Annotated in this window: 19 protein-coding genes; 13 read left to right on the top strand and 6 right to left on the bottom strand. The window is 61.0% G+C overall.

Annotated elements, in window-relative coordinates:
- Nucleotides 1-19 precede the first annotated feature (19 nt).
- The 3 genes from Ga0074115_RS08710 to nadC all read left to right on the top strand — a co-directional run bounded on the left by Ga0074115_RS08710 (nt 20) and on the right by nadC (nt 3,596).
- Nucleotides 20-2,293, top strand: a complete 2,274-nt coding sequence (locus tag Ga0074115_RS08710; RefSeq protein WP_057955831.1) for a DUF1631 domain-containing protein — start codon at nt 20-22, stop codon at nt 2,291-2,293.
- Between the two features lie 113 nt (nt 2,294-2,406).
- Nucleotides 2,407-2,751 carry an FKBP-type peptidyl-prolyl cis-trans isomerase gene (locus Ga0074115_RS08715; RefSeq protein WP_006474500.1) on the top strand — a complete coding sequence of 115 codons (345 nt, stop codon included), beginning with the start codon at nt 2,407-2,409 and terminating at the stop codon, nt 2,749-2,751.
- Nucleotides 2,752-2,756: 5 nt separating this feature from the next.
- Nucleotides 2,757-3,596 carry a carboxylating nicotinate-nucleotide diphosphorylase gene (nadC, locus tag Ga0074115_RS08720; protein ID WP_060528424.1) on the top strand — a complete coding sequence of 280 codons (840 nt, stop codon included), beginning with the start codon at nt 2,757-2,759 and terminating at the stop codon, nt 3,594-3,596.
- A gap of 3 nt (nt 3,597-3,599) precedes the next feature.
- Here the strand turns inward: nadC and Ga0074115_RS08725 are convergent, their stop codons facing one another.
- From Ga0074115_RS08725 to Ga0074115_RS08745, 5 genes are all read right to left on the bottom strand, one after another.
- Nucleotides 3,600-3,839 (bottom strand): hypothetical protein, encoded by a 240-nt coding sequence (locus Ga0074115_RS08725; protein WP_057955833.1) that lies wholly within the window; start codon nt 3,837-3,839, stop codon nt 3,600-3,602.
- Nucleotides 3,840-3,969: 130 nt separating this feature from the next.
- The gene (locus tag Ga0074115_RS08730) at nt 3,970-5,181 is read right to left on the bottom strand and encodes an SUMF1/EgtB/PvdO family nonheme iron enzyme (RefSeq protein WP_057955834.1); all 1,212 of its coding nucleotides are present in this window, start codon (nt 5,179-5,181) and stop codon (nt 3,970-3,972) included.
- 205 nt (nt 5,182-5,386) lie between these two features.
- Nucleotides 5,387-5,686 carry a TusE/DsrC/DsvC family sulfur relay protein gene (locus Ga0074115_RS08735; RefSeq protein ID WP_006474496.1) on the bottom strand — a complete coding sequence of 100 codons (300 nt, stop codon included), beginning with the start codon at nt 5,684-5,686 and terminating at the stop codon, nt 5,387-5,389.
- Between the two features lie 118 nt (nt 5,687-5,804).
- Nucleotides 5,805-6,323 carry a pyridoxamine 5'-phosphate oxidase family protein gene (locus Ga0074115_RS08740; RefSeq protein WP_057955835.1) on the bottom strand — a complete coding sequence of 173 codons (519 nt, stop codon included), beginning with the start codon at nt 6,321-6,323 and terminating at the stop codon, nt 5,805-5,807.
- 6 nt (nt 6,324-6,329) lie between these two features.
- Nucleotides 6,330-6,644 (bottom strand): MTH1187 family thiamine-binding protein, encoded by a 315-nt coding sequence (locus Ga0074115_RS08745; protein WP_057955836.1) that lies wholly within the window; start codon nt 6,642-6,644, stop codon nt 6,330-6,332.
- A gap of 165 nt (nt 6,645-6,809) precedes the next feature.
- Here Ga0074115_RS08745 and Ga0074115_RS08750 point away from each other — a divergent pair, with 165 nt between their 5' ends.
- The 9 genes from Ga0074115_RS08750 (at nt 6,810) to Ga0074115_RS08790 (ending at nt 16,654) form a co-directional block, all read left to right on the top strand.
- The gene (locus Ga0074115_RS08750; RefSeq protein WP_082626790.1) at nt 6,810-7,079 is read left to right on the top strand and encodes a GlsB/YeaQ/YmgE family stress response membrane protein; all 270 of its coding nucleotides are present in this window, start codon (nt 6,810-6,812) and stop codon (nt 7,077-7,079) included.
- A 7-nt stretch (nt 7,080-7,086) separates the two neighbouring features.
- Nucleotides 7,087-7,803, top strand: coding sequence for a response regulator transcription factor (locus tag Ga0074115_RS08755; RefSeq protein WP_232433003.1), 717 nt, complete (start codon nt 7,087-7,089; stop codon nt 7,801-7,803).
- A 76-nt stretch (nt 7,804-7,879) separates the two neighbouring features.
- A complete protein-coding gene (locus Ga0074115_RS08760; protein ID WP_060528425.1) occupies nt 7,880-9,211 on the top strand; it encodes a FecR family protein in 1,332 nt (443 codons plus the stop codon).
- Nucleotides 9,208-11,838 (top strand): CHASE2 domain-containing protein, encoded by a 2,631-nt coding sequence (locus Ga0074115_RS08765; RefSeq protein ID WP_057956597.1) that lies wholly within the window; start codon nt 9,208-9,210, stop codon nt 11,836-11,838. The genes Ga0074115_RS08760 and Ga0074115_RS08765 overlap by 4 nt, the downstream gene beginning before the upstream one ends.
- Before the next feature lie 64 nt (nt 11,839-11,902).
- Nucleotides 11,903-13,753 carry a dihydroxy-acid dehydratase gene (gene ilvD, locus Ga0074115_RS08770; RefSeq protein WP_060528426.1) on the top strand — a complete coding sequence of 617 codons (1,851 nt, stop codon included), beginning with the start codon at nt 11,903-11,905 and terminating at the stop codon, nt 13,751-13,753.
- Nucleotides 13,754-13,901: 148 nt separating this feature from the next.
- Nucleotides 13,902-14,339, top strand: a complete 438-nt coding sequence (locus Ga0074115_RS08775) for a hemerythrin domain-containing protein (protein WP_057956598.1) — start codon at nt 13,902-13,904, stop codon at nt 14,337-14,339.
- 13 nt (nt 14,340-14,352) lie between these two features.
- A complete protein-coding gene (locus Ga0074115_RS08780) occupies nt 14,353-14,616 on the top strand; it encodes a DUF2249 domain-containing protein (protein WP_057956599.1) in 264 nt (87 codons plus the stop codon).
- Between the two features lies 1 nt (nt 14,617).
- Nucleotides 14,618-15,934: a hypothetical protein gene (locus Ga0074115_RS08785; protein ID WP_057956600.1), complete on the top strand. Its 1,317-nt coding sequence runs from the start codon at nt 14,618-14,620 to the stop codon at nt 15,932-15,934.
- A gap of 27 nt (nt 15,935-15,961) precedes the next feature.
- On the top strand, nt 15,962-16,654 hold the full coding sequence (locus Ga0074115_RS08790; protein ID WP_057956601.1) for a Crp/Fnr family transcriptional regulator: 693 nt from the start codon (nt 15,962-15,964) through the stop codon (nt 16,652-16,654).
- Here the strand turns inward: Ga0074115_RS08790 and Ga0074115_RS16265 are convergent, their stop codons facing one another.
- The gene (locus Ga0074115_RS16265) at nt 16,655-16,801 is read right to left on the bottom strand and encodes a hypothetical protein (protein ID WP_157292723.1); all 147 of its coding nucleotides are present in this window, start codon (nt 16,799-16,801) and stop codon (nt 16,655-16,657) included.
- Here Ga0074115_RS16265 and clpB point away from each other — a divergent pair.
- Nucleotides 16,800-19,388: an ATP-dependent chaperone ClpB gene (clpB, locus tag Ga0074115_RS08795; RefSeq protein ID WP_057956602.1), complete on the top strand. Its 2,589-nt coding sequence runs from the start codon at nt 16,800-16,802 to the stop codon at nt 19,386-19,388. The two genes, Ga0074115_RS16265 and clpB, sit on opposite strands and share 2 nt — an antisense overlap.
- Nucleotides 19,389-19,400 lie beyond the last annotated feature (12 nt).

The following is a 19,400-nucleotide window of genomic DNA, read 5'->3' on the forward strand; positions in this document are numbered from 1 at the left end:
ACCAGAAGCGTATTGCATTATGCAACGGCAAGACAACATCATCTCTTTCGACGGGCAAGAGAGCCCAAAACGTCGGATCTCTCTGGACGCGAATAGCCGCAGGCTTATCGATGCGTGTCGAAAACTAGTCGTCAAGATGCTCCCTCAGTTGATGGCGGGGCTGTTTGAGAAGCTCGACGATGCGATGTATGAGCTTGCTGATAAATCCGAACATAACTCCCTTCAAAGCACCTATTTCAACACCATGCGTGACCTGCGCAAGGATCGCGTGCGTATCGATCGCGAATTCTGCCGTGAGGTGCTGGATCGCTACGATCGTTTTTGGGAGACGGGTGAGGTTGATGTATCTCAGCGCTCTTTCGACGAATTGAGCCGCGAATCGGAGATGTCGCTGCTCGACGATAATGAGCTGGAGGATTCACTAGCACTGGTCAACATGATCTCCAAGGGCGAGAACCGTTACTCCCGTGAACTCTATGCCCTGGGGCGGCGCTTTGCCCACATCGCCAATCTGGCTGATGAGGTGTCGAGCCAGAATAACCCGCTCGCCCCGGCGGTGATCTGCACCGCCTTTCAGGAGTCGCTGCGCAGCCTGCCGGTCGAACTGCCGGTGAAACTGATCATCTACAAGCAGTTTGACAAACAGGTGATGCACTATGTTGGTGGACTCTATGACGAACTGAACCTGCTGCTTGGCAAGGCCGGGGTGATCGCCAAACTGACTCCGCGGGTACGACGCAATCCGGTCGCCCCTGCGGTCAAACAGGCCAAGCATGATCTGCACGGTGATTCCGAACTCAGCGAAGAGGTGGATGAGCTGCAGGCGGAGGTGTTTGAACGGCTGCAGGGGCTGTTGGCCAACCGTCGGGGAAGTTCGTCATATCCGGCGGCTGGTGGAGTCGGCGGCGTGTCGCTGCCAAGTGTAGATACAGTAGAGCTGTTGGGGGCGCTCTCTGCGTTGCAGCAGTCGAATGTGGTGATGGTGCCATTCGGCGCCGCAGAGCAGCATCAGGATGATCTGCGCCAACGCCTGGATTCCGATCTACGCATGCGTGATGGCAGCGAGGTCCAGCGCGCGTTGGGCGATATGGATAACGACACCATCGATGTAATCTCGATGCTGTTCGAGTTCATCCTCGACGATCACAGCCTGCCCGATGCGATGAAGGCGCTGTTGAGCCGCCTGCAGATTCCGATGCTGAAGGTCGCGATCATCGACAAGACCTTTTTCAGCAGAAAGGTCCACCCTGCCAGACAGTTGCTCAATAATCTGGCACAGGCAGCGATCGGCTGGAATGAGGCCAGCGATCGGAAGAGCGATCTGCTCTACCAGAAGATCGAGTCGGTGGTCAAAGCGATATTAACCGAGTTCGTGGATGACCCCTCGATCTTTACTGAACTCAACGATGACTTCTCAAGCTGGTGGGAGAAGGAGCAGCGAGGCGCCGACATTGCGGAGCAGCGCACCACCCAGGTTAGTCGCGGCAAGGAGCAGTTACGGGCGGCCAAGCTGAGGGTGACCGAGGAGATCAACTCTCGCCTGCAGATGCAGCCAGTTATTCCCCATGTGGTGATCGCACTGCTGAAGGATGGCTGGAAGGATGTCATGCTGCTCAACTACCTGCGCCAGGGCCCCGACAGCGATGATTGGAAGGAGTCGCTGGAGATAGTCGATAAACTGCTCTGGAGCGTACGACCCAAAGAGGAGTATGCGGAGCGCCAGGAGTTGCTGCGGAATATTCCTGAGCTGCTGCGTAACTTGCGTGAACGCCTCAACAGCATCTCCTTTGATCAACATAAGATGGCGCGCCTTTTTAAGGAGTTGCAGAATTGTCATATCTCTTGTCTGCGCGGCAAAGAGTTGCCTTCGCCGGTCAATACGGCGATGGCGGTGGCAGAAAAGCAGGTCAGCTTCCCGGACAGCCGCCTGTTAGAGACCAGCTCACTGCTGGCCGATTCGGAGGTAATCGAAACGCCCTCGGTGCCCCATGACGAATTTACCGAGATTGCCGAGAATCTGGAGGTCGGTACCTGGCTGGAGATGGACCAGAAGCAGGGGGATGGCAAGCTAAGGGTGAAGCTCTCCTGGAAGAGCGATGTGAGTGATGCCTACATTTTCGTCAACCGCAAGGGCGTGAAGGCCCTCGACCTGACCGTGCAGGGGCTTGCTGCGCGTTTTCGCGAAGGTTCAGCCCGACTGCTGAGCGATGGCTCGATGCCGATTATGGACCGTGCGTTGGATGCAATGTTGGGCGCCCTGCACGATACTCGTGAAGGCGCGGTATCGGCCTGACTGGTTGACTCTTTCTCGTCCTGGTTTTACTTTCCCTGCCCATCCTCGAGCACCCCGGTAGCGGGGTGTTCGATCATCAATCACCTTTTGCCACTAAACAGATGGAGAACTCAATGAGCGATAAGATCACCGATTCCGGTCTGAAATACGAAGACCTGCAGGAGGGCGATGGTGCTGCTGCAGAGAATGGGCAGCGGGTTTCGGTGCACTATACGGGTTGGCTGACCGATGGCAGCAAATTCGACTCCTCCCTTGATCGCAACCAGCCATTCAGCTTCTCGCTCGGGCGCGGCATGGTGATTCGTGGCTGGGATGAAGGGGTTGCCGGAATGAAGGTGGGCGGCAGGCGTAAGCTGACGATCCCGCCGCAGCTTGGCTATGGTGCTGCCGGGGCAGGCGGGGTGATTCCACCCAATGCGACACTGGTGTTCGAGGTAGAACTGCTGGCGGTGGATTGAATCCTATGCCGGAGTTGCCACAATCCCGATTGATCTCCGCCCAGGTTGCGCTGGCACTGGAGGAAGACCTGGGGTGCGGTGATCTCACCGCATTGCTGATCGATGCCGGTTCGGTCTCCCGGGTGGAGGTGATCTGTCGTGAACAGGCGGTGCTGTGTGGCTGCGCCTGGTTTGACGAGACCTTCAGGCAGCTCAATCCGGCCATCGAGATCGAGTGGCTGGCCGCAGATGGCGAGCAGTTGCAGGCCGGTGCGACGGTCTGTCGTCTGCAGGGTGACACCCGCAGCCTGCTCAGCGGCGAGCGTACGGCGCTGAACTATCTGCAGACCCTGTCGGGCACGGCGACCCTGGCGCGGCGCTACGCCGAGCAGGTCGCCGGTACTGGGGTGCGCATTCTCGACACCCGCAAGACCTTGCCGGGACTGCGCTTGCAGCAGAAGTATGCAGTGGTCTGTGGCGGCTGCAGCAACCACCGCATTGGCCTCTACGATGCCATCCTGATCAAAGAAAACCATATCCGGGCGGCCGGCTCGATCGAAGCCGCACTGGAGGCAGCCGCTGCCAGCGTTGCCGAAGAGATCCCGATCGAGATCGAGGTAGAGTCTCTGGATGAACTGCAACAGGCGCTGGCGGCCGGTGCCGCACGGGTGTTGTTGGACAATTTTCCGCTACCGCAGCTGCGGGAGGCGGTCGCCCTGAGTGCTGGGCAGGCTCGTCTGGAGGCTTCCGGCGGGGTGACGCTGGAGACGATCCGGCAGATTGCCGAGACTGGTGTGGATGATATCTCGGTGGGAGGCCTCACCAAGGATCTGGTTGCTGTTGATCTGTCGATGCTATTTATCTAACGCTCAGGCCTTCTCGTCGAGCAGCGTACCGAGCGTCCCATCCGCGTGCTTGATCACTAGCACAGCGGCACTGCTTTGATGGGCGTGCTGTTTCATCTCGACCAGGGCGCGTGAGAGATCGCTGGGGTTGGCTGTCTTGTTGCCCGGAGTGGCATTGCTGATGCTGGCGGCGACCCGGCGCATTCCCTGAAAGCTGCACTGGATTCCCTGTAATGCCGGTGTGACGATCGATTGAATGGGCATGCTTTGCCACCCCCTATCACCTGTTTCATCCCCTATGCCGGCAAGCCGGGCTCGATCTTGAGTGGCTGCGGGTAAGATTGTGACTTTTGTGAGTCAGGCGGGGAAAGCGCTTCGCCTGGCAGGCTCCTCGTCAGGTCCAGCGGTGCAGTGCTGGAAATACCAGTCGCAGACCACTCAGCTGAAATCGCTGGTCGGGGGGGGCGCTCTGGCGAAAACTGCTGCGCCGTAGCACTCGCTGGGTGTGCAGCGAACCGCCGCGCAATACCCCCATATCTGGTGCGAAGGCACTGCTGGAGACGCTCTCGTCAGGGAAGGGCTGGAACTCGGGGTAGCCGTGAAAGTCGTTTTTACACCACTCCCAGCTACGGCCGAAGTCGCGCAGCACCTTGGTGCGGACTGCCATCTCCCACTGGTATTCGTGCTGTACCACAGCGCCCTCGTAGGGCTTGTCTTGGGATGAGACCCAAGCGGCGAAGGCGCGTGCCTCATGGCGGTTGATGCCGGCAAGCGGCTCATCGGCCATCAGATCGATGGCACCATTGAGGCCGATCTGGTACCAGTTCCCGTTGGCGTCATGGCGCCAATACTCGGGTGCCCTGCAGTCGGTTTGCGCCAGCCAGTTGCTGCCTGCCTTGTCCCAGTATTCGGGCGTGGCGTAGCCGCCGGCCTGCATGAACGCAAGGTATTGGCCATTGCTGACTGGTGACAGAGCGATACGGAAGCTGCTCAGCTCCACTAACTGAGGTGGTAGTTCATTATCGTAGGCGGAGGGCAGATGGCGTGAGCCGATGCGATAGTGGCCCTGTGACAACTCCTTGGTTTGCCACTCGATCGGCCTGGGTTGCAGCGGATGCTTGGTCTGGTGGTCCGGTGCTGCCAGCTGCAGCTGCAGCTGCAGCTGGTGCTGGTTGAGCACCAGCAGCATCTGCTCGTAGAGCTTGGCCTGTTCCTGCACCAGAAACCACTGCAGCCGCTCATTCTCCAATAGTGGACTGGAACCCAGCATGCTGGGGTTGGCGAGGCGCATCAGATGGTCGTCGCGGATCTCTGCGGCCCAGTTGCGCAGGTGGTCGCTGGGGGGGAGCTGGGCGCACTGTGCCTCGAGAGAGAGATCGCCAGGAGTGAAGAGTTGGCTGACGCGCTGCGTGAGGCTGTCGTCACCGGCGAGCTGCTCCCGCAGCCAGTAGAGTTCCAGATAGACGCCACGCCCAAACAGCCAGTTGAGCGAACCCAATTGCGGATGGTACTGACGTTTGGCCTCTTCAGGCGTTACCGATGCCAGCAGTTCGTCCTGCATCTCGTAGAGGTTGCTGAGGGTTCCCAGTATGGAGGGTGCGGTCATGCGAGGCGTCTCCGTGTCTGTTGCAACCCGCTATGATAGCGGAACGGCACAGGGATCGGAAATTGGCCGGATACCACCCAGGAGAGATCCTGGTGGTCTGTTATTCAGGTCGGTCGCGAGAGGAAGATGGGTGCGGGTTGATGTGAGAGATTCCAGCTTGGTTTACGCATGCCAAGCTGGAGTCTCTCATCGGTCTGGGATGGGATCAGACGCAGCCGGTCGGCTTGGGCAGGCCGCCATACTTGGTGATCGGTTTCATTGGGCCGGTCAACCAGAGCTTGAACATCTCTTTCTGGTTGGCTCCCAGGTATTTGGAAAACTTGCGGATTGGCGGCACTGTCGAGTGCTCTTCGTAATACTCGCGGGCTTTCAGCATCTGTTCCCAGCGCTCACCAGAGAGGTCGAAGTCGTCTGCTTCGGCCATTGCCTTGGCGATCTCTGGTGTCCAGAGATTCATGTCGGTCAGATAGCCGTCGCCGTCACGTGTAGGGATTTCAATGCTCATGCTCAATACTCCAGGATGGGTTATAACCAACTAATTTAGTCAGGATTTAGACAAATTCTAAAGTATTTGGTCTGGTTATATCTACCATTAGCTTAATGTGGAATTATTTTTTGAGCAGTCAGCCCTGCTCGGTCGGCTTGTTTTCGTCCAGGATCTGCCCCGTATTGAACCAGCGCGCCGCACCGAAACCGCCGATGAAGTAGAAGCGCTCAGGGATCAGTCGGTAGAAACGGAAGTTGAGCTGTTCGAAATAGGGGCGGCTGTCAGGATAGTGGTGGAAATGGCGCTCCAGCAGTGCTTCTGAGGGGGAGTTGATGGCCTCGGCGCGGGCCAGCGCGGTGAGCCGCGCCAGCTGCTGCACATCCCCCTGGCCTGGCTCAACCAGAGTCAGCGAGCAGCCGGGCTCAGCCTGCAGGTTGCGGGTGTGTTGTGCCAGATGGGCAAGTAGTAGCAGTGGCCGGCCCTGATGATCGAGAGAGTAGGGGGCCAGTGAGCCGAATGGGTAGCCTTTGTGCTCCAAGGAGCGGGTCGAGAGGATGCCGCTGCGACTCTCCTGCCAGAGTCGGCGGGCCAACTGCAACTGCTGTGGTGTGGCAGAGGGGCTGCTCGGCTCCGTGGGCGGTTGAGGCCTGGTCATGGCAGTTCAACTCCTAACCGTGCCAATCTTCTCCTCCACCGAACGGATCTTCTGCGCCAGACGTTGATCTTTTCCCTGGCGGATATCCAGCTTGAGTGAGGAGTAGACACGTCGACAACCCTGGCGCTCGAGCAGCTGATAGGCACGCTCCACCAGGGCCAGCGCATCGCTCAGCTCGGCGGTCTCGATAATGGTGCCCATCGGTGTTAGCTGATAGTCGACGCCGCTGTCGCGGATCATGGCGATCACCTGGCTGACCTGCGCGCTGACGCTCTCCCCCTGATCGGTGGGAAACATGCTGAATTCCAGTAGTACCGACATTTTCACTGCCCTCCGTTGTTCGCAGGCTACTCTAAACGGCGGCCAGTGTCGGGTGCAAACGGCTAAATTCATTCTTGGTAGCCTGAGGCCGGGCCTGATCAGGCCTGGACTGCGCAGTTCACAAATGTTCACAGGGTTCTGTTTGGGTGGTGTGGGTGATGTCGTATGCTCAATCCCATCGTCAGGCTAGGGGGCGGTATGGTCTATTTTTTGATTGTGGGGTTGTTGGCTGGCTGGTTGGCCGGTCTGATCCTGAAGGGGCGTGGATTCGGGCTGATCGGCAATCTGTTGTTGGGCGTTGTTGGTGCCTTTCTCGGTGGTTTTATGTTCCAGTTTCTGGGGCTGGCGAGTGACGGTTTCATCGGCTCGTTGATTACCGCCACGGTGGGGGCGATTGTGATATTGGTAGTCGCCGGCATGTTGAAACGGGGGTGATGCGGTGATGATGGTGGACCAGGGCGGCCCAATCGGCAGAGCGGATGTGTTGCGCATTGCCTGCCTGGAGGATGACCCGATGCAGTCCACCCTGTTGCAGGAGTGGCTGCAAGGGGCGGGCTATGTCTGCCGTGCCTTTGCTGCCGCCGATGCCTTTATCCGGGAGTTGCGTCAGGAGTCCTATGACCTGCTGATCATGGATTGGGAGCTGCCACAGAGCAGTGGCCTTGAAGTGCTCGATTGGAATATCCCGGTGCTGTTTTTGACCCACCGTGACAGTGAGCAGGATATTGTCGAGGCGCTGGAGCTGGGGGCGGATGACTTCCTGAGCAAGCCGATCTCGCAGCCCATCGCTCTGGCCAGGGTTAGGGCACTGGCGCGGCGCAACGCCCGCATCAGTGGCCGGCGCGGGGTGCTCGAACTGGGTCACTTCAGGCTTGAGCGGGAGAGCAAGACGCTGCTCTACCAGGGCGAGGATAGGGGCCTCACCGAGAAGGAGTTCCAGCTCGTCTGGATCCTCTTCTGCAACGTCGGCCGGCTGCTCTCCCGCGACCACCTGCTGGAGACGGTCTGGGGAGTGGGCCCGGGGCTGATGACCCGTACCGTCGACACCCACATGAGCCGTCTGCGTCGCAAGCTCGGTCTGCTGCCGGAGAACGGCTGGCGGTTGAAGGCGGTTTACCACCAGGGCTACCGGCTGGAACAGCTGTCCACAGGGATCTGAGCCGGCGGCCAACCCCATAAATTAAAGATTTGTTAGGATACTGCATCGACTGCAGTCATCCTCACGTCTAACAACTATGAAACGCTCTATTCGCTGGCTGCTGCTCTCCCTCGTCCTGTTTTGGCTGTGCGCGCAGGCAGCAGATGATGAGCCAGAGTGGCTCTACACCATGCGCCCGGGAGACAACCTGTGGAGCCTGGCGCAGCGCTATCTGGGGGATGGCGGGGCCAGCGTCAAACTGCAGCGATACAACCAGATCGATGCCGCCACCAAGATCCCACCGGGCACCCGGATTCATATTCCGCTGAGCTGGATGCAGCAGCAACCGGCTGTCGCCCGGGTAGTGCAGCTGCGGGGTGATGTGGTGTTGCAACATTCGGGGAGACAACCTGAGCCCCTGACTCTTGGCGGGCGGCTGTGGATGGGCGACAGCCTGGAGCTGGGCGAGGCCGCTTCAGTCACCATCGAACTGGCCGATGGCTCACGCCTGCTGCTCGGACCGGGTAGCCACATCACTATGGACCGGCTCTCCGCCTATGGCGACACCGGCATGGTCGACAGTCGCTTTCGGCTGCAGCGTGGCCGGGTGGAGAGCCGGGTCAGGCCCCTCAAAGGGCCCGGTTCCCGCTATGAGATCTCCACCCCGGCGGCGGTGACCCTGGTGCGTGGCACCGACTTCCGGATTGGAGTGGAGAGCGGCAGCGGCATCAGCCAAAGCGAAGTGGTGAAAGGGGAGGTCGCAGTGAACGCGGCTGGTGAGTCGGTCAAACTCAAGGCCGGATTCGGCACCCGCATCGAGCCGGGTAAGCCGCCGCTGGCGCCGCGGCCGCTGCTGCCGCCTCCCGATCTTTCAGCCCTGCCTGAGCGGCTCGAGGCCGTCGCGATCACCCTCGACTGGCCAGATCAGAAGGGGGTGGTTGGCTATCGGCTGCAACTGCTGGCCAGTGGCGATGATGTCCTGCTTGCGGTGCACCAGCTTGAGCAGTCGCGAATCGACGAGTTGGTGCTGTCACCTGGGCGCTACCAGGTGCGGATCCGCGGCATCGATGGGCTGGGTCTGGAGGGGCTGAGCAGCTGCCATCTGCTTGAGGTGGCGAAGCCTCCGCCTGCTCCATCGCCTGAGCCAGAACCGCAGCTAAGACTTGAGCCGCCGGCGTTTAATGGTGCCTGGGTCAGCTTTCGCTGGAACCAGCCGCCCAAGGCGAATCACTATCGTCTGCTAATCATCTCTGAACAGACGGGGTTGCCGCTCTTCTCCCGTCGGTTTGAGACGACAGTGCTGAGCGTGCCACTACCGCCACCGGGTCGTTATCGGGTGTCAGTTGAAGCCTGGCTCGCGGCCGAATCGCGCTGGCTGCGCTCCAACCGCTACCGACTGGTGATCCCCCCGCCCTGGGCGCTTCCATGAGCGTCGCCAATGGCACCTTGCGCCAGGTTAAGCGCCTGCTGCTGCCGCTGTTGCTGGCAGGTGTAATGGTGCTGCTGGCGGCCAGTGGTTGGCTCTGGCGCCTGGACAATCTGCTCTATGATCTGCAGCTTGGCTGGCGAGGCTCGGTTGCGGCGGACGACATCATGCTGGTGGCGGTGGACGATCAGAGTCTGGCCGAGTTTGGCCGCTGGCCCTGGCCTCGCGAGCGCCATGCGCAGTTGATCGAGATCCTGACCCGGGCCGGTGCGCGGGCGATCGTGATGGATCTGCTGTTCGCTGAGCCCGATCCCGCTAACCCTCAAGGCGATCGCCGGCTGATCCAGGCGGTTGCCGCCAGCGGCAAGGTCTTCATGCCGGTGGTGGTGGAGGAGCTGCAGCTCGGTGGGCAGCTGTTGGAGAGCCTGCCGCTACCGCAGTTGACCGAGGTGGTGGCGGGGCTGGGGCATGTCCACATGGAGCTGGATGATGACGGTATCGCTCGCGGCATCTACCTGCAGGAGGGGCTTGGCGAGGCCTTCTGGCCGCATCTGATGCTGACAGTGTTGCAGAGCCTGGAGCCTGCTCGCTTTCCGCCCGCGGAGCAGTCCGGGCCCGCGACTACGGCAGCGAAGCGCTTCTCCATCGTGCGCCAGGGACACCGGCTGATCCCCTTCGCCGGTCCGCCGGGCCACTTTCCCCGGCTCTCTTACGCGCAGGTGCTGCGCGGCGTGTTTCACCCTGACAGCCTGCGTGACCGCATCGTGTTGGTGGGGGTGACGGCTACCGGTCTGGGGGATGTGTTGCCGACCCCGCTCTCCGGCCGCGGCCAGCCGATGGCAGGTATCGAGATCAATGCGAATATTTTGCAGAGCCTGCGCAACGGCGAGGCGGTTAAGCCGCTGGCTCACCACTGGCAGCTGCTCCTCACTGGGCTGCTGGTGGCCCTGCCGCTGCTGCTCTACTCGCGTTTGCCGCCGCGTCTGGTGCCGCTGTTGGCTCTGGGGTTGATCCTGTCGTTGTTGCTCTTGAGCCTGATGGTGCTGCAGTTTGGAGGTATCTGGTTTGCGCCGTCGGCGGCGCTGCTGGGGCTGGTGCTGAGCTACCCCCTGTGGAGCTGGCGGCGACTGGAGCAGATGGTGCTCCATCTCGATCAGGAGCTACAAAGGCTGAGTCAGGGGCCGCAGCTGTTGCCTGCGTCGAATGATTTAAAGGATCTGCAGCAGGGCTTGGAGTCGATTGCCGCCACTCTGCCTCTGCAGGGGTGGTGTGTGGATGATGCATTAGGTGCGCGGCTGGCCCAGGCGGGGCGCCAGCCTGACCCGTCGGATGACCTGCTGCAGGCCGGCTGCTGGTCGCGGCTGGGGCGTTCATTGTGGACACTGTTGCCGCGCGGTACGCAGTATTGGCGGCTGGGGCTCTGCTGGCCGCCCGGCGAGCTGCCAAGAGGGCGCGGCCAGGCGCTTCTCGACGACTTTGTTCGGCAGTTTTCGATCCCTCCAGCGGCGGCCTCTGCAAAGGGGTCGCAGCGGTTGGAGCAACGCATCCGCGAGGTGGAAGCGGCGAACCAGCATCTGCGCCAGCTGCGTGACTTCATCAACACCGCCCTTGGGCAGATGGATGACGGCCTGCTGGTGCTCGATTCGATCGGCAGGGTGGTGCTGGCCAACCCGCGGGCAGCCTTTTACCTCGGTCTGAAGCATGAGTCCGAACTGCATGGCCAGCCCGCGCTGACATTTCTGAAACCGCTACAGATTGTCGGCGATCTACACTGGGAGCCGCTGTTGCGCGAGCTGCTGCTGCGGGGGGACGGCTGTCGCTTCGAGGCGTTGCGGTTGCCAGATACCGAGCTGTTTATGCAGCTCAGGCCGCTGCACCCTGAAACAGCGGGCATGTTTGGCATGATCGTCACGCTTTCGTTCATCGGCACCCTGAAGCAGAGTGAACGAGCGCGGGCGCGGATGGTGAATTTTCTCTCCCACGATATCCGTTCGCCACTCACCTCCCTGCTGGCGCTGACCCAGTCGGAGCAGGTGCTGCAGGCGGGCAGCCGGGAGTTGGCGACCCAGGTCGCTCCCTATGCGCGCCGTGCACTCAAGTTGGCGGAGGATTTTCTGCAACTGGCGCGGGCCGAGTCGGTGGAGCGCAGCGCGTTTACCGATACTGATTTTGTCTCGGTGGCGCGCAATGCGGTGGACGAGGTCTATGTGCAGGCGCAGGCACGCAATCTCTGCCTGCAGCGGCAGTTTGAGGTCGAGGAGGTCTGGCTGCAGGCCGATGCGGGGCTGCTGGAACGCGCGCTGATCAACCTGCTGAGTAATGCGATCAAGCTGGCGCCGCAGGACTCCCAGGTCGAGATCATGCTGCGCTGTGACGGAGACCAGCTCGATTGCTGCGTCAAAGATCGCGGGCCGGGGATTCCCCAGGAGCGTCTCGAGGAGCTGTTCCTGCCGTTCAGGAGCGACCTGGGCCATGAGCCAGTAGGGCGGGGGGGGCATCGGCCTCGGTCTCAACTTCGTCAAGCTGGTAGCCGAGCGCCACGGCGGTTCGATCGAGGCGCGCAACCGGCTCGAGGGAGGCGCGAGCTTCTGTCTGCATCTGCCGGTCGAAGTGTGATTTGTCTCGGCTGATGCAATCCGGGGGGTGAAGCAGGCATAATCGGCTTTTGAGCCAACTGCAGACCCGGAGGCCGAGATGCCGCAATACCGATCCCGTACCACCACCCACGGCCGCAACATGGCGGGCGCCCGCGCGCTGTGGCGCGCCACTGGCATGCAGGATGCCGACTTTGAGAAGCCGATCATCGCAGTGGTCAACTCCTTTACCCAGTTTGTGCCCGGCCATGTCCATCTCAAGGATATGGGGCAGCTGGTGGCCCGCGAGATCGAGGCCGCTGGTGGTGTGGCGAAAGAGTTTAATACCATCGCGGTGGATGACGGCATCGCCATGGGCCATGGCGGCATGCTCTACTCGCTGCCGTCGCGCGACATCATCGCCGATTCGGTGGAGTACATGGTCAACGCCCACTGCGCCGACGCCATGGTCTGCATCTCCAACTGTGACAAGATTACCCCCGGCATGCTGATGGCCTCGCTGCGCCTCAATATCCCGACAGTGTTCGTCTCCGGCGGCCCAATGGAGGCGGGTAAGGTGAAGCTGGCGGGCAAGGGTGATCTAAAGCTCGATCTGGTGGACGCGATGGTCTCTGCGGCTGATCCCGAGCAGAGCGATGCTGACGTGGCTGCCATCGAGCGCTCCGCCTGCCCTACCTGTGGCTCCTGTTCCGGCATGTTCACCGCCAACTCGATGAACTGTCTGACCGAGGCGCTGGGGCTGTCGCTGCCGGGCAATGGCTCGCTGGTGGCGACTCACGCCGAGCGCAAGTCGCTGTTCCTGCAGGCGGGCCGCCTGGTGGTGGAGATCACCAAGCGCTACTACGAGCAGGATGATGAAAGCGTACTGCCGCGCTCCGTCGCTAGTGCTGATGCGTTCGAGAACGCCATGAGCCTGGATATCGCCATGGGCGGCTCCACCAACACCGTGTTGCACCTGCTGGCCGCCGCGCACGAAGCGGGAGTGGCGTTCACTATGGCCGATATTGACCGGCTCTCGCGCAAGGTGCCGAATCTCTGCAAGGTGGCCCCGGCGACCCCGCAGTATCACATGGAGGATGTGCATCGTGCCGGCGGTGTGATCGGCATCCTCAGCGAGCTCGACCGGGCAGGCCTGATCCACCACGATTGCCCCACGGTGCACAGCGCCTCCCTGGGCGAGGCGCTGCAGAGCTGGGATATCACCCAGGGCGGTATGGATGCCAAGCGCCGCTTCCTGGCCGGCCCCGGCGGGGTGCCGACCCAGGTGGCGTTCAGTCAGACCGCGCAGTGGCCCTCTCTGGATCTGGACCGGGCGGAGGGCTGCATCCGTGATATCGAACACGCCTACTCGCAGGATGGCGGGCTGGCGGTGCTCTACGGCAACCTGGCGGAGCAGGGGTGCATCGTTAAGACTGCCGGCGTCGATGAGTCGATCCTCAAATTCTCCGGGCCGGCGCGCATCTTCGAGAGCCAGGAAACGGCGGTGGAGGCGATCCTCGGTGACCAGATCCAGGCCGGTGACGTGGTGCTGATACGTTACGAGGGGCCGAAGGGCGGCCCAGGCATGCAGGAGATGCTCTATCCCACCAGTTATCTGAAGTCGAAGGGGCTGGGCAAGGCCTGCGCACTGATCACCGATGGGCGCTTCTCTGGCGGTACCTCTGGGCTCTCCATCGGCCACTGCTCACCGGAGGCCGCTGAAGGCGGCAATATCGGCCTGGTGAAGGAGGGCGACACCATCGAGATCGACATTCCGCAGCGGATCATCCGCGTTGCGCTCTCCGACAAAAAGCTGGCGTCGCGGCGTGAGGCGATGGAGGCCAAGGGCGATAAGGCGTGGCAGCCGAAGAAGCGCAAACGGCAGGTCTCCCAAGCATTGCAGGCCTATGCGGCGTTGACCACCAGTGCGGCCAGAGGCGCGGTGCGGGATCTCTCCCAATTGAAGCGTTGATCTCCGTTCGTTCCTGCTCCGGCGATGTCTGCCGGAACGATATTTTTGATGGTTGTCAAAGCAGCCATGCCTGGACTGTCTAATACTGTCGGCTTAGACAGAATCCAGACAGAATCCAGACAGAATCCAGACAGGAGCAGACAGGGTAATGAGTGTGATCTCCCAATCCATGACTGAGGACCACCGGCGTTGTGATGAGTTGTTTGCGGATGCCGAGTCGGCCGCTGTAGATAACGACTGGGCGCGGGCGCACAGTAATTATGATGCCTTTCGCGAGGCGATACTGCACCACTTCCGTATGGAAGAGGAGCTGCTCTTTCCGCGCTTTGAGCAGCAGACCGGTATGACGATGGGGCCGACCCAGGTGATGCGCAGCGAGCATGCGCAGATGCGTGAGCTGTTTGAGGAGATGGAGGGGACGGTGGTCGCACAACAGCAGGATCGCTTCCTCGGTCTGTGTGAGACCCTGCTGATGCTGATGCAGCAGCACAATGCCAAAGAGGAGCAGATGCTCTACCCAATGACGGATCAGGCCCTGGGCGATGCCGCGGCTGGAGAGCTGCTGGAACAGATGCGGGCGCTGTGACAGGAGGGGTGAAATGGAGGTCAGTCTTGACGTCAGTATGCTGGAACCCTGCGAGCCCCTGGATCGCACCCTGGAGTCGGTTGAGCAGCTGAAAGAGGGGGACTATCTGTTGGTGATCCATCGCAAGGAGCCTTTGTTGCTCTACCCGTTGTTGGTGCAGCGGGGATTTTGTTACCGGCTGCGCAAGGGCGGGCCTTCGGTCTATCAGGTCCTCATCTGGCGCGAACAGGATGCGGCCGCCGAGGCGGCCGTCAATAAACGGCTGGCGGGTAACTAGCTTGACCTCCACCGCCTCCCTGTCGTTGGAGCAGGCGCCACCGATCTCGGTGCCGTTTCGCTTTTTTCTTACCGCACCGCTGTTTTTGCTGCTGGCCGCTCTGTTGCTGATGCTGGAGGGTGCGGCAGTGCTGACGGATCGCTGGTCGCCGTTGACCCTGTCGATGACCCATCTATTTACCCTGGGGGTGTTGGGCCAGGTGATGATGGGGGCGATGTTGCAGATGCTGCCGGTGTTGGCAGGTTCGCCGGTGCCGCGGGTGGTGCCGTTGGCCATCACTGTGCATCTAGCAACCTCGCTCGGCACGCTGGCGCTGGTGGCCGGTTTCCTCGGTGCCGGAGCGCTCTGGATGAAGCTGGCGGTGTGTCTGCTGGCAGGCGGGTTTGCGCTCTTCATCGGTGGGGTCGGGATCGCCCTGTGGCGGGTGGTTCGAGTCAGCGCCACGGTGATTGCGATGCGCCTGGCGGTGCTTGGGCTGCTGGTGACGGTGCTACTGGGGCTCTATCTGGCGGCAGCTCAGTTGTGGAAGCTGCCCTATGTTGACCTGATCATGCTCACCAATACTCACCTGGCTTGGGGGGGGACAGCCTGGGTGGGGTTGTTGATCGTCGGCGTCGGTTATCAGGTGGTGCCGATGTTCCAGTTGACCCCAGAGTACCCGCTGCGGCTGCAACGGCTCTTCGCACCACTGCTGTTTGCTGCGCTGCTGGTCTGGTCCCTCGATTACTGGTCGATCTCGGCTGCGCCCTGGCTGGCATTGCTGGTTGGTTCTGGGTTCATGCTGTTTGCGCTGGTGACCTTGCATCTGCAGCGTCGGCGTCGCCGCAAACTGGCCGATGTGACCCTCAATTTCTGGCGTCTGGGGCTGGGGCTAGTGGTGCTGGCTTGGCTGCTGATGCTGACCAGAGCTCTTTCGGATCTTAATCTCGATCTGTGGTTGGGCGTCTGTCTGATCTTCGCTGTGCTCTCGATCATCAACGGCATGCTCTACAAGATCGTGCCGTTTCTCAGCTGGTTCCATCTGCAACACCAGAAGACCGCCTCGCTGGCTGGCGGCGGTCCGCGGATTCCGAGCATGAAAGAGCTGCTGCCGGATCGTTTCGCCCGCCGCCAATGGTATCTGCATCTGCTGGCACTGCTGCTATGGGCTGGGGTGCTGGCTGTTGGTGACAGTTTGACGCTACCGGCGGGGCTTTTTTTGGGGCTATCTTCCCTGCTTCTCTGCTACAATTTGGTGCGCGTTGTTCTGAAGTTTCGCCATCTGCAGGCTGAACTTCGGGCAGCTGCCCCGGCGGGGGCGGTTGATCAACACTATTAGAATAATGGGAAAGACCGGGAGTCAGCCTTGCCATTTAATCTGCGACAGACCTATCTCTTTGCGCGGCTAGACGATGATCAATTCCAGCAGGTCACTGAATTCAGCCGCACTATCAAACTGAATGATGGCCAGATGCTGTTCCAGGCGGGTGATGCGGCGGATCGCTTCTTTCTCGTCACCACCGGCCAGATTAAACTCTACCGGTTGGCGATGAACGGCAACGAAAAGGTCATTGAGATCATCTCTCCCGGCCACACCTTTGCCGAGGCGCTGATGTTTCTGGAGAGCCCAGGCTTTCCGGTGAATGCCACCGCTATGGGTACGACTGAACTGGTGACGATTGATAACGCCCAGTTTCTGACCATGCTGCGCGGCTCGGTGGATACTTGTTTCCGGCTGATGGCGGATATGAGTCAGCGGCTCAAGCTGCTGATCAAAGAGATCGACGACCTCACCCTACAGAGCGCCACCGGTCGGGTCGCCGGCTTCCTCTGGGGCAAGTGGGATGCGGTCGGCGCAAACATCGAGTTGGAGGCACCCAAAGGGGTGCTGGCGTCGCGGTTGTCGGTCAAGCCGGAAACCTTCTCACGTATCCTGCACAACTTCTCTGAACAGAATCTGATCAAGGTGAAAGGGGGGAACATCACCGTGCTCGACCCTGAAGGCTTGCATGCCCATGCGGAGTCTGCAGGCATCTGCGGTGGCAGCCTGTCGCCCTGATCATCCTTCGGTGTTTTTCCTTTCCATGTAGGCGCGTCGCTGGCGCGCGGTGCGCTCGCTTGCAAGGTTGGCGTCATCGCCCTTGAAAAACGCCCAATACTCCCCAACTTTGTGGACATCAACAGAGTTTACGGAGTAGTTAGCCATGCGAATGGATCGTTTGACGAGCAAGTTTCAGATGGCCCTGGCAGATGCCCAGAGCCTGGCCGTGGGGCGCGATCACCAATTCATTGAGCCGCTGCATCTGATGAGCGCACTGCTCGACCAGGAGGGGGGCACGGTGCGCCATCTGCTGACCCAGGCGGATGTCAACATCAACCTGTTGCGCTCAGATCTGAGCGCAGCCACTGAGCGTCTGCCGAGCGTCGAGGGGGCGGCGGGGGATCTGCACATCTCCAACGACCTCGGGCGCTTGCTCAATCAGACCGACAAACTCGCCCAACAGCGCAAAGATCAGTACATCTCCAGCGAGCTGTTTGTGCTCGCTGCTGTCGATGATAAGGGTGAACTGGGCGAGATACTGCGCAAAGCGGGGGCGAACAAGCGGGCGGTTGAGCAGGTGATCGATAAGGTGCGCGGCGGTCAGTCGGTGGACGACCCCAATGCAGAGGATCAGCGACAGGCGCTGGAGAAGTATACCATCGACCTCACCGAGCGCGCCGAGCAGGGCAAGCTCGACCCGGTGATCGGCCGCGATGATGAGATCCGCCGCACCATTCAAGTGTTGCAGCGGCGCACCAAGAACAACCCGGTTTTGATTGGCGAACCTGGCGTCGGTAAGACCGCCATCGTCGAGGGGTTGGCTCAACGCATCATCAATGGCGAGGTGCCGGAGGGGCTAAAGAGCAAACGGTTGCTCTCTCTCGACATGGGGGCGCTGATCGCCGGCGCCAAATTCCGCGGTGAGTTCGAGGAGCGCCTGAAGGGCGTGCTCAACGATCTGGCCAAGCAGGAGGGGCAGATCATCCTGTTCATCGACGAGCTGCACACCATGGTCGGTGCCGGCAAGGCCGAGGGCGCGATGGATGCCGGCAACATGCTCAAGCCGGCGCTGGCGCGCGGCGAGCTGCACTGCGTTGGCGCCACCACCCTGGACGAGTATCGCCAGTATGTGGAGAAGGATGCGGCCCTGGAGCGCCGCTTCCAGAAGGTGTTGGTGGAGGAGCCGAGCGTAGAGGATACTATCGCCATCCTGCGTGGCCTCAAGGAGCGCTACGAGGTGCACCACGGAGTGGATATCACCGACCCTGCCATCGTCGCCGCAGCGACTCTCTCCCACCGCTACATCACTGACCGTCAGTTGCCCGACAAGGCGATCGACCTGGTGGACGAGGCGGCCTCGCAGATCCGCATGGAGATCGATTCCATGCCTGAAGAGATGGACCGGCTGGAGCGGCGTCTGATTCAGCTCAAGATCGAGCGCGAGGCGATGAACAAGGAGACCGATGAGGCCTCGAAGAAGCGCTTGGCCCATCTGGAGAGCGAGATCGAGCGTCTGGAGCGGGAGTTCTCCGACCTGGAGGAGATCTGGAAGTCGGAGAAGGCGGCGCTGCAGGGCACTACCCACATCAAGGAGTCGCTGGAGCGGGCCCGGCTGGAGATGGATACGGCGCGCCGCGCTGGCGATCTGGCACGCATGTCGGAGCTGCAGTACGGTCGTATCCCGGAGTTGGAGAAACAGCTCGATATGGCGGCCCAGGCGGAGATGCAGCAGATGAAGCTGCTACGCAACAAGGTCACCGATGAGGAGATCGCCGGGGTGGTCTCGAAGTGGACCGGCATCCCGGTCTCCAAGATGCTCGAAGGCGAGCGCGACAAGCTGTTGCGAATGGAACAGGAGATCGGTCGGCGGGTGATCGGCCAGCAGGAGGGTATCAAGGCTGTGAGCGATGCCATCCGCCGCTCCCGTGCTGGGCTTGCCGACCCCAGCCAGCCGAATGGCTCGTTCCTCTTCCTCGGCCCCACTGGGGTTGGCAAGACCGAGCTGTGTAAAGCGCTGGCGGAGTTCCTGTTCGACACCGAGGAGGCAATGATCCGCATCGACATGTCGGAGTTTATGGAGAAGCACTCGGTGGCACGGCTGATCGGCGCACCCCCCGGCTATGTCGGCTATGAGGAGGGCGGCTATCTTACCGAGGCAGTGCGCCGTCGACCCTACTCGGTGATTCTGATGGATGAGGTGGAGAAGGCCCACCCGGATGTCTTCAATGTGTTGCTGCAGGTGCTCGACGACGGACGCCTCACCGACGGCCAGGGACGCACGGTCGATTTTCGCAACACGGTGATTGTGATGACCTCTAACCTGGGTTCCGAGGTGATCCAGTCACAGACCGGCGAGGAGAACTACGCCAGCATGAAGGCCTCGGTGATGGAGGTGGTGCGTTCTGCGTTCCGTCCTGAGTTTATCAACCGGTTGGATGAGATCGTGGTCTTCCACCCGCTGGCCCGGGAGCAGATCCGTGCCATCGCCACAATCCAGATCGACTATCTGCGTCGCCGCCTGGCGGATCATGAGATGGGATTGCAGATCAGCGATGCCGCCCTCGATCGGTTGGGTGAGGCGGGCTTCGATCCGGTCTATGGCGCTAGGCCACTCAAGCGTGCGATCCGCCAGCAGTTGGAAAACCCACTGGCGCAGGAGATCCTGGCTGGCAAATTTATGCCGGGAGATGAAGTTCGGGTGGAGCTGGCGGAAGATGGGCTGAATTTTAGTAAGGGGAGCGGAGCAGACTAAGAGGGGTATTTC

This window comes from endosymbiont of Ridgeia piscesae (genome assembly GCF_001443665.1).
GTDB lineage: Bacteria > Pseudomonadota > Gammaproteobacteria > Chromatiales > Chromatiaceae > Endoriftia > Endoriftia persephonae.

What these genes read in the sequence shown, in the direction of transcription:
- Ga0074115_RS08710 (WP_057955831.1), top strand. Translation starts at nt 20, where the DNA reads ATGCAACGGCAAGACAACATCATCTCTTTCGACGGGCAAGAGAGCCCA.
- Ga0074115_RS08715 (WP_006474500.1), top strand. Translation starts at nt 2,407, where the DNA reads ATGAGCGATAAGATCACCGATTCCGGTCTGAAATACGAAGACCTGCAG.
- nadC (WP_060528424.1), top strand. Translation starts at nt 2,757, where the DNA reads ATGCCGGAGTTGCCACAATCCCGATTGATCTCCGCCCAGGTTGCGCTG.
- Ga0074115_RS08725 (WP_057955833.1), bottom strand. Translation starts at nt 3,839, where the DNA reads ATGCCCATTCAATCGATCGTCACACCGGCATTACAGGGAATCCAGTGC.
- Ga0074115_RS08730 (WP_057955834.1), bottom strand. Translation starts at nt 5,181, where the DNA reads ATGACCGCACCCTCCATACTGGGAACCCTCAGCAACCTCTACGAGATG.
- Ga0074115_RS08735 (WP_006474496.1), bottom strand. Translation starts at nt 5,686, where the DNA reads ATGAGCATTGAAATCCCTACACGTGACGGCGACGGCTATCTGACCGAC.
- Ga0074115_RS08740 (WP_057955835.1), bottom strand. Translation starts at nt 6,323, where the DNA reads ATGACCAGGCCTCAACCGCCCACGGAGCCGAGCAGCCCCTCTGCCACA.
- Ga0074115_RS08745 (WP_057955836.1), bottom strand. Translation starts at nt 6,644, where the DNA reads ATGTCGGTACTACTGGAATTCAGCATGTTTCCCACCGATCAGGGGGAG.
- Ga0074115_RS08750 (WP_082626790.1), top strand. Translation starts at nt 6,810, where the DNA reads ATGCTCAATCCCATCGTCAGGCTAGGGGGCGGTATGGTCTATTTTTTG.
- Ga0074115_RS08755 (WP_232433003.1), top strand. Translation starts at nt 7,087, where the DNA reads ATGATGGTGGACCAGGGCGGCCCAATCGGCAGAGCGGATGTGTTGCGC.
- Ga0074115_RS08760 (WP_060528425.1), top strand. Translation starts at nt 7,880, where the DNA reads ATGAAACGCTCTATTCGCTGGCTGCTGCTCTCCCTCGTCCTGTTTTGG.
- Ga0074115_RS08765 (WP_057956597.1), top strand. Translation starts at nt 9,208, where the DNA reads ATGAGCGTCGCCAATGGCACCTTGCGCCAGGTTAAGCGCCTGCTGCTG.
- ilvD (WP_060528426.1), top strand. Translation starts at nt 11,903, where the DNA reads ATGCCGCAATACCGATCCCGTACCACCACCCACGGCCGCAACATGGCG.
- Ga0074115_RS08775 (WP_057956598.1), top strand. Translation starts at nt 13,902, where the DNA reads ATGAGTGTGATCTCCCAATCCATGACTGAGGACCACCGGCGTTGTGAT.
- Ga0074115_RS08780 (WP_057956599.1), top strand. Translation starts at nt 14,353, where the DNA reads ATGGAGGTCAGTCTTGACGTCAGTATGCTGGAACCCTGCGAGCCCCTG.
- clpB (WP_057956602.1), top strand. Translation starts at nt 16,800, where the DNA reads ATGCGAATGGATCGTTTGACGAGCAAGTTTCAGATGGCCCTGGCAGAT.
- Ga0074115_RS16265 (WP_157292723.1), bottom strand. Translation starts at nt 16,801, where the DNA reads ATGGCTAACTACTCCGTAAACTCTGTTGATGTCCACAAAGTTGGGGAG.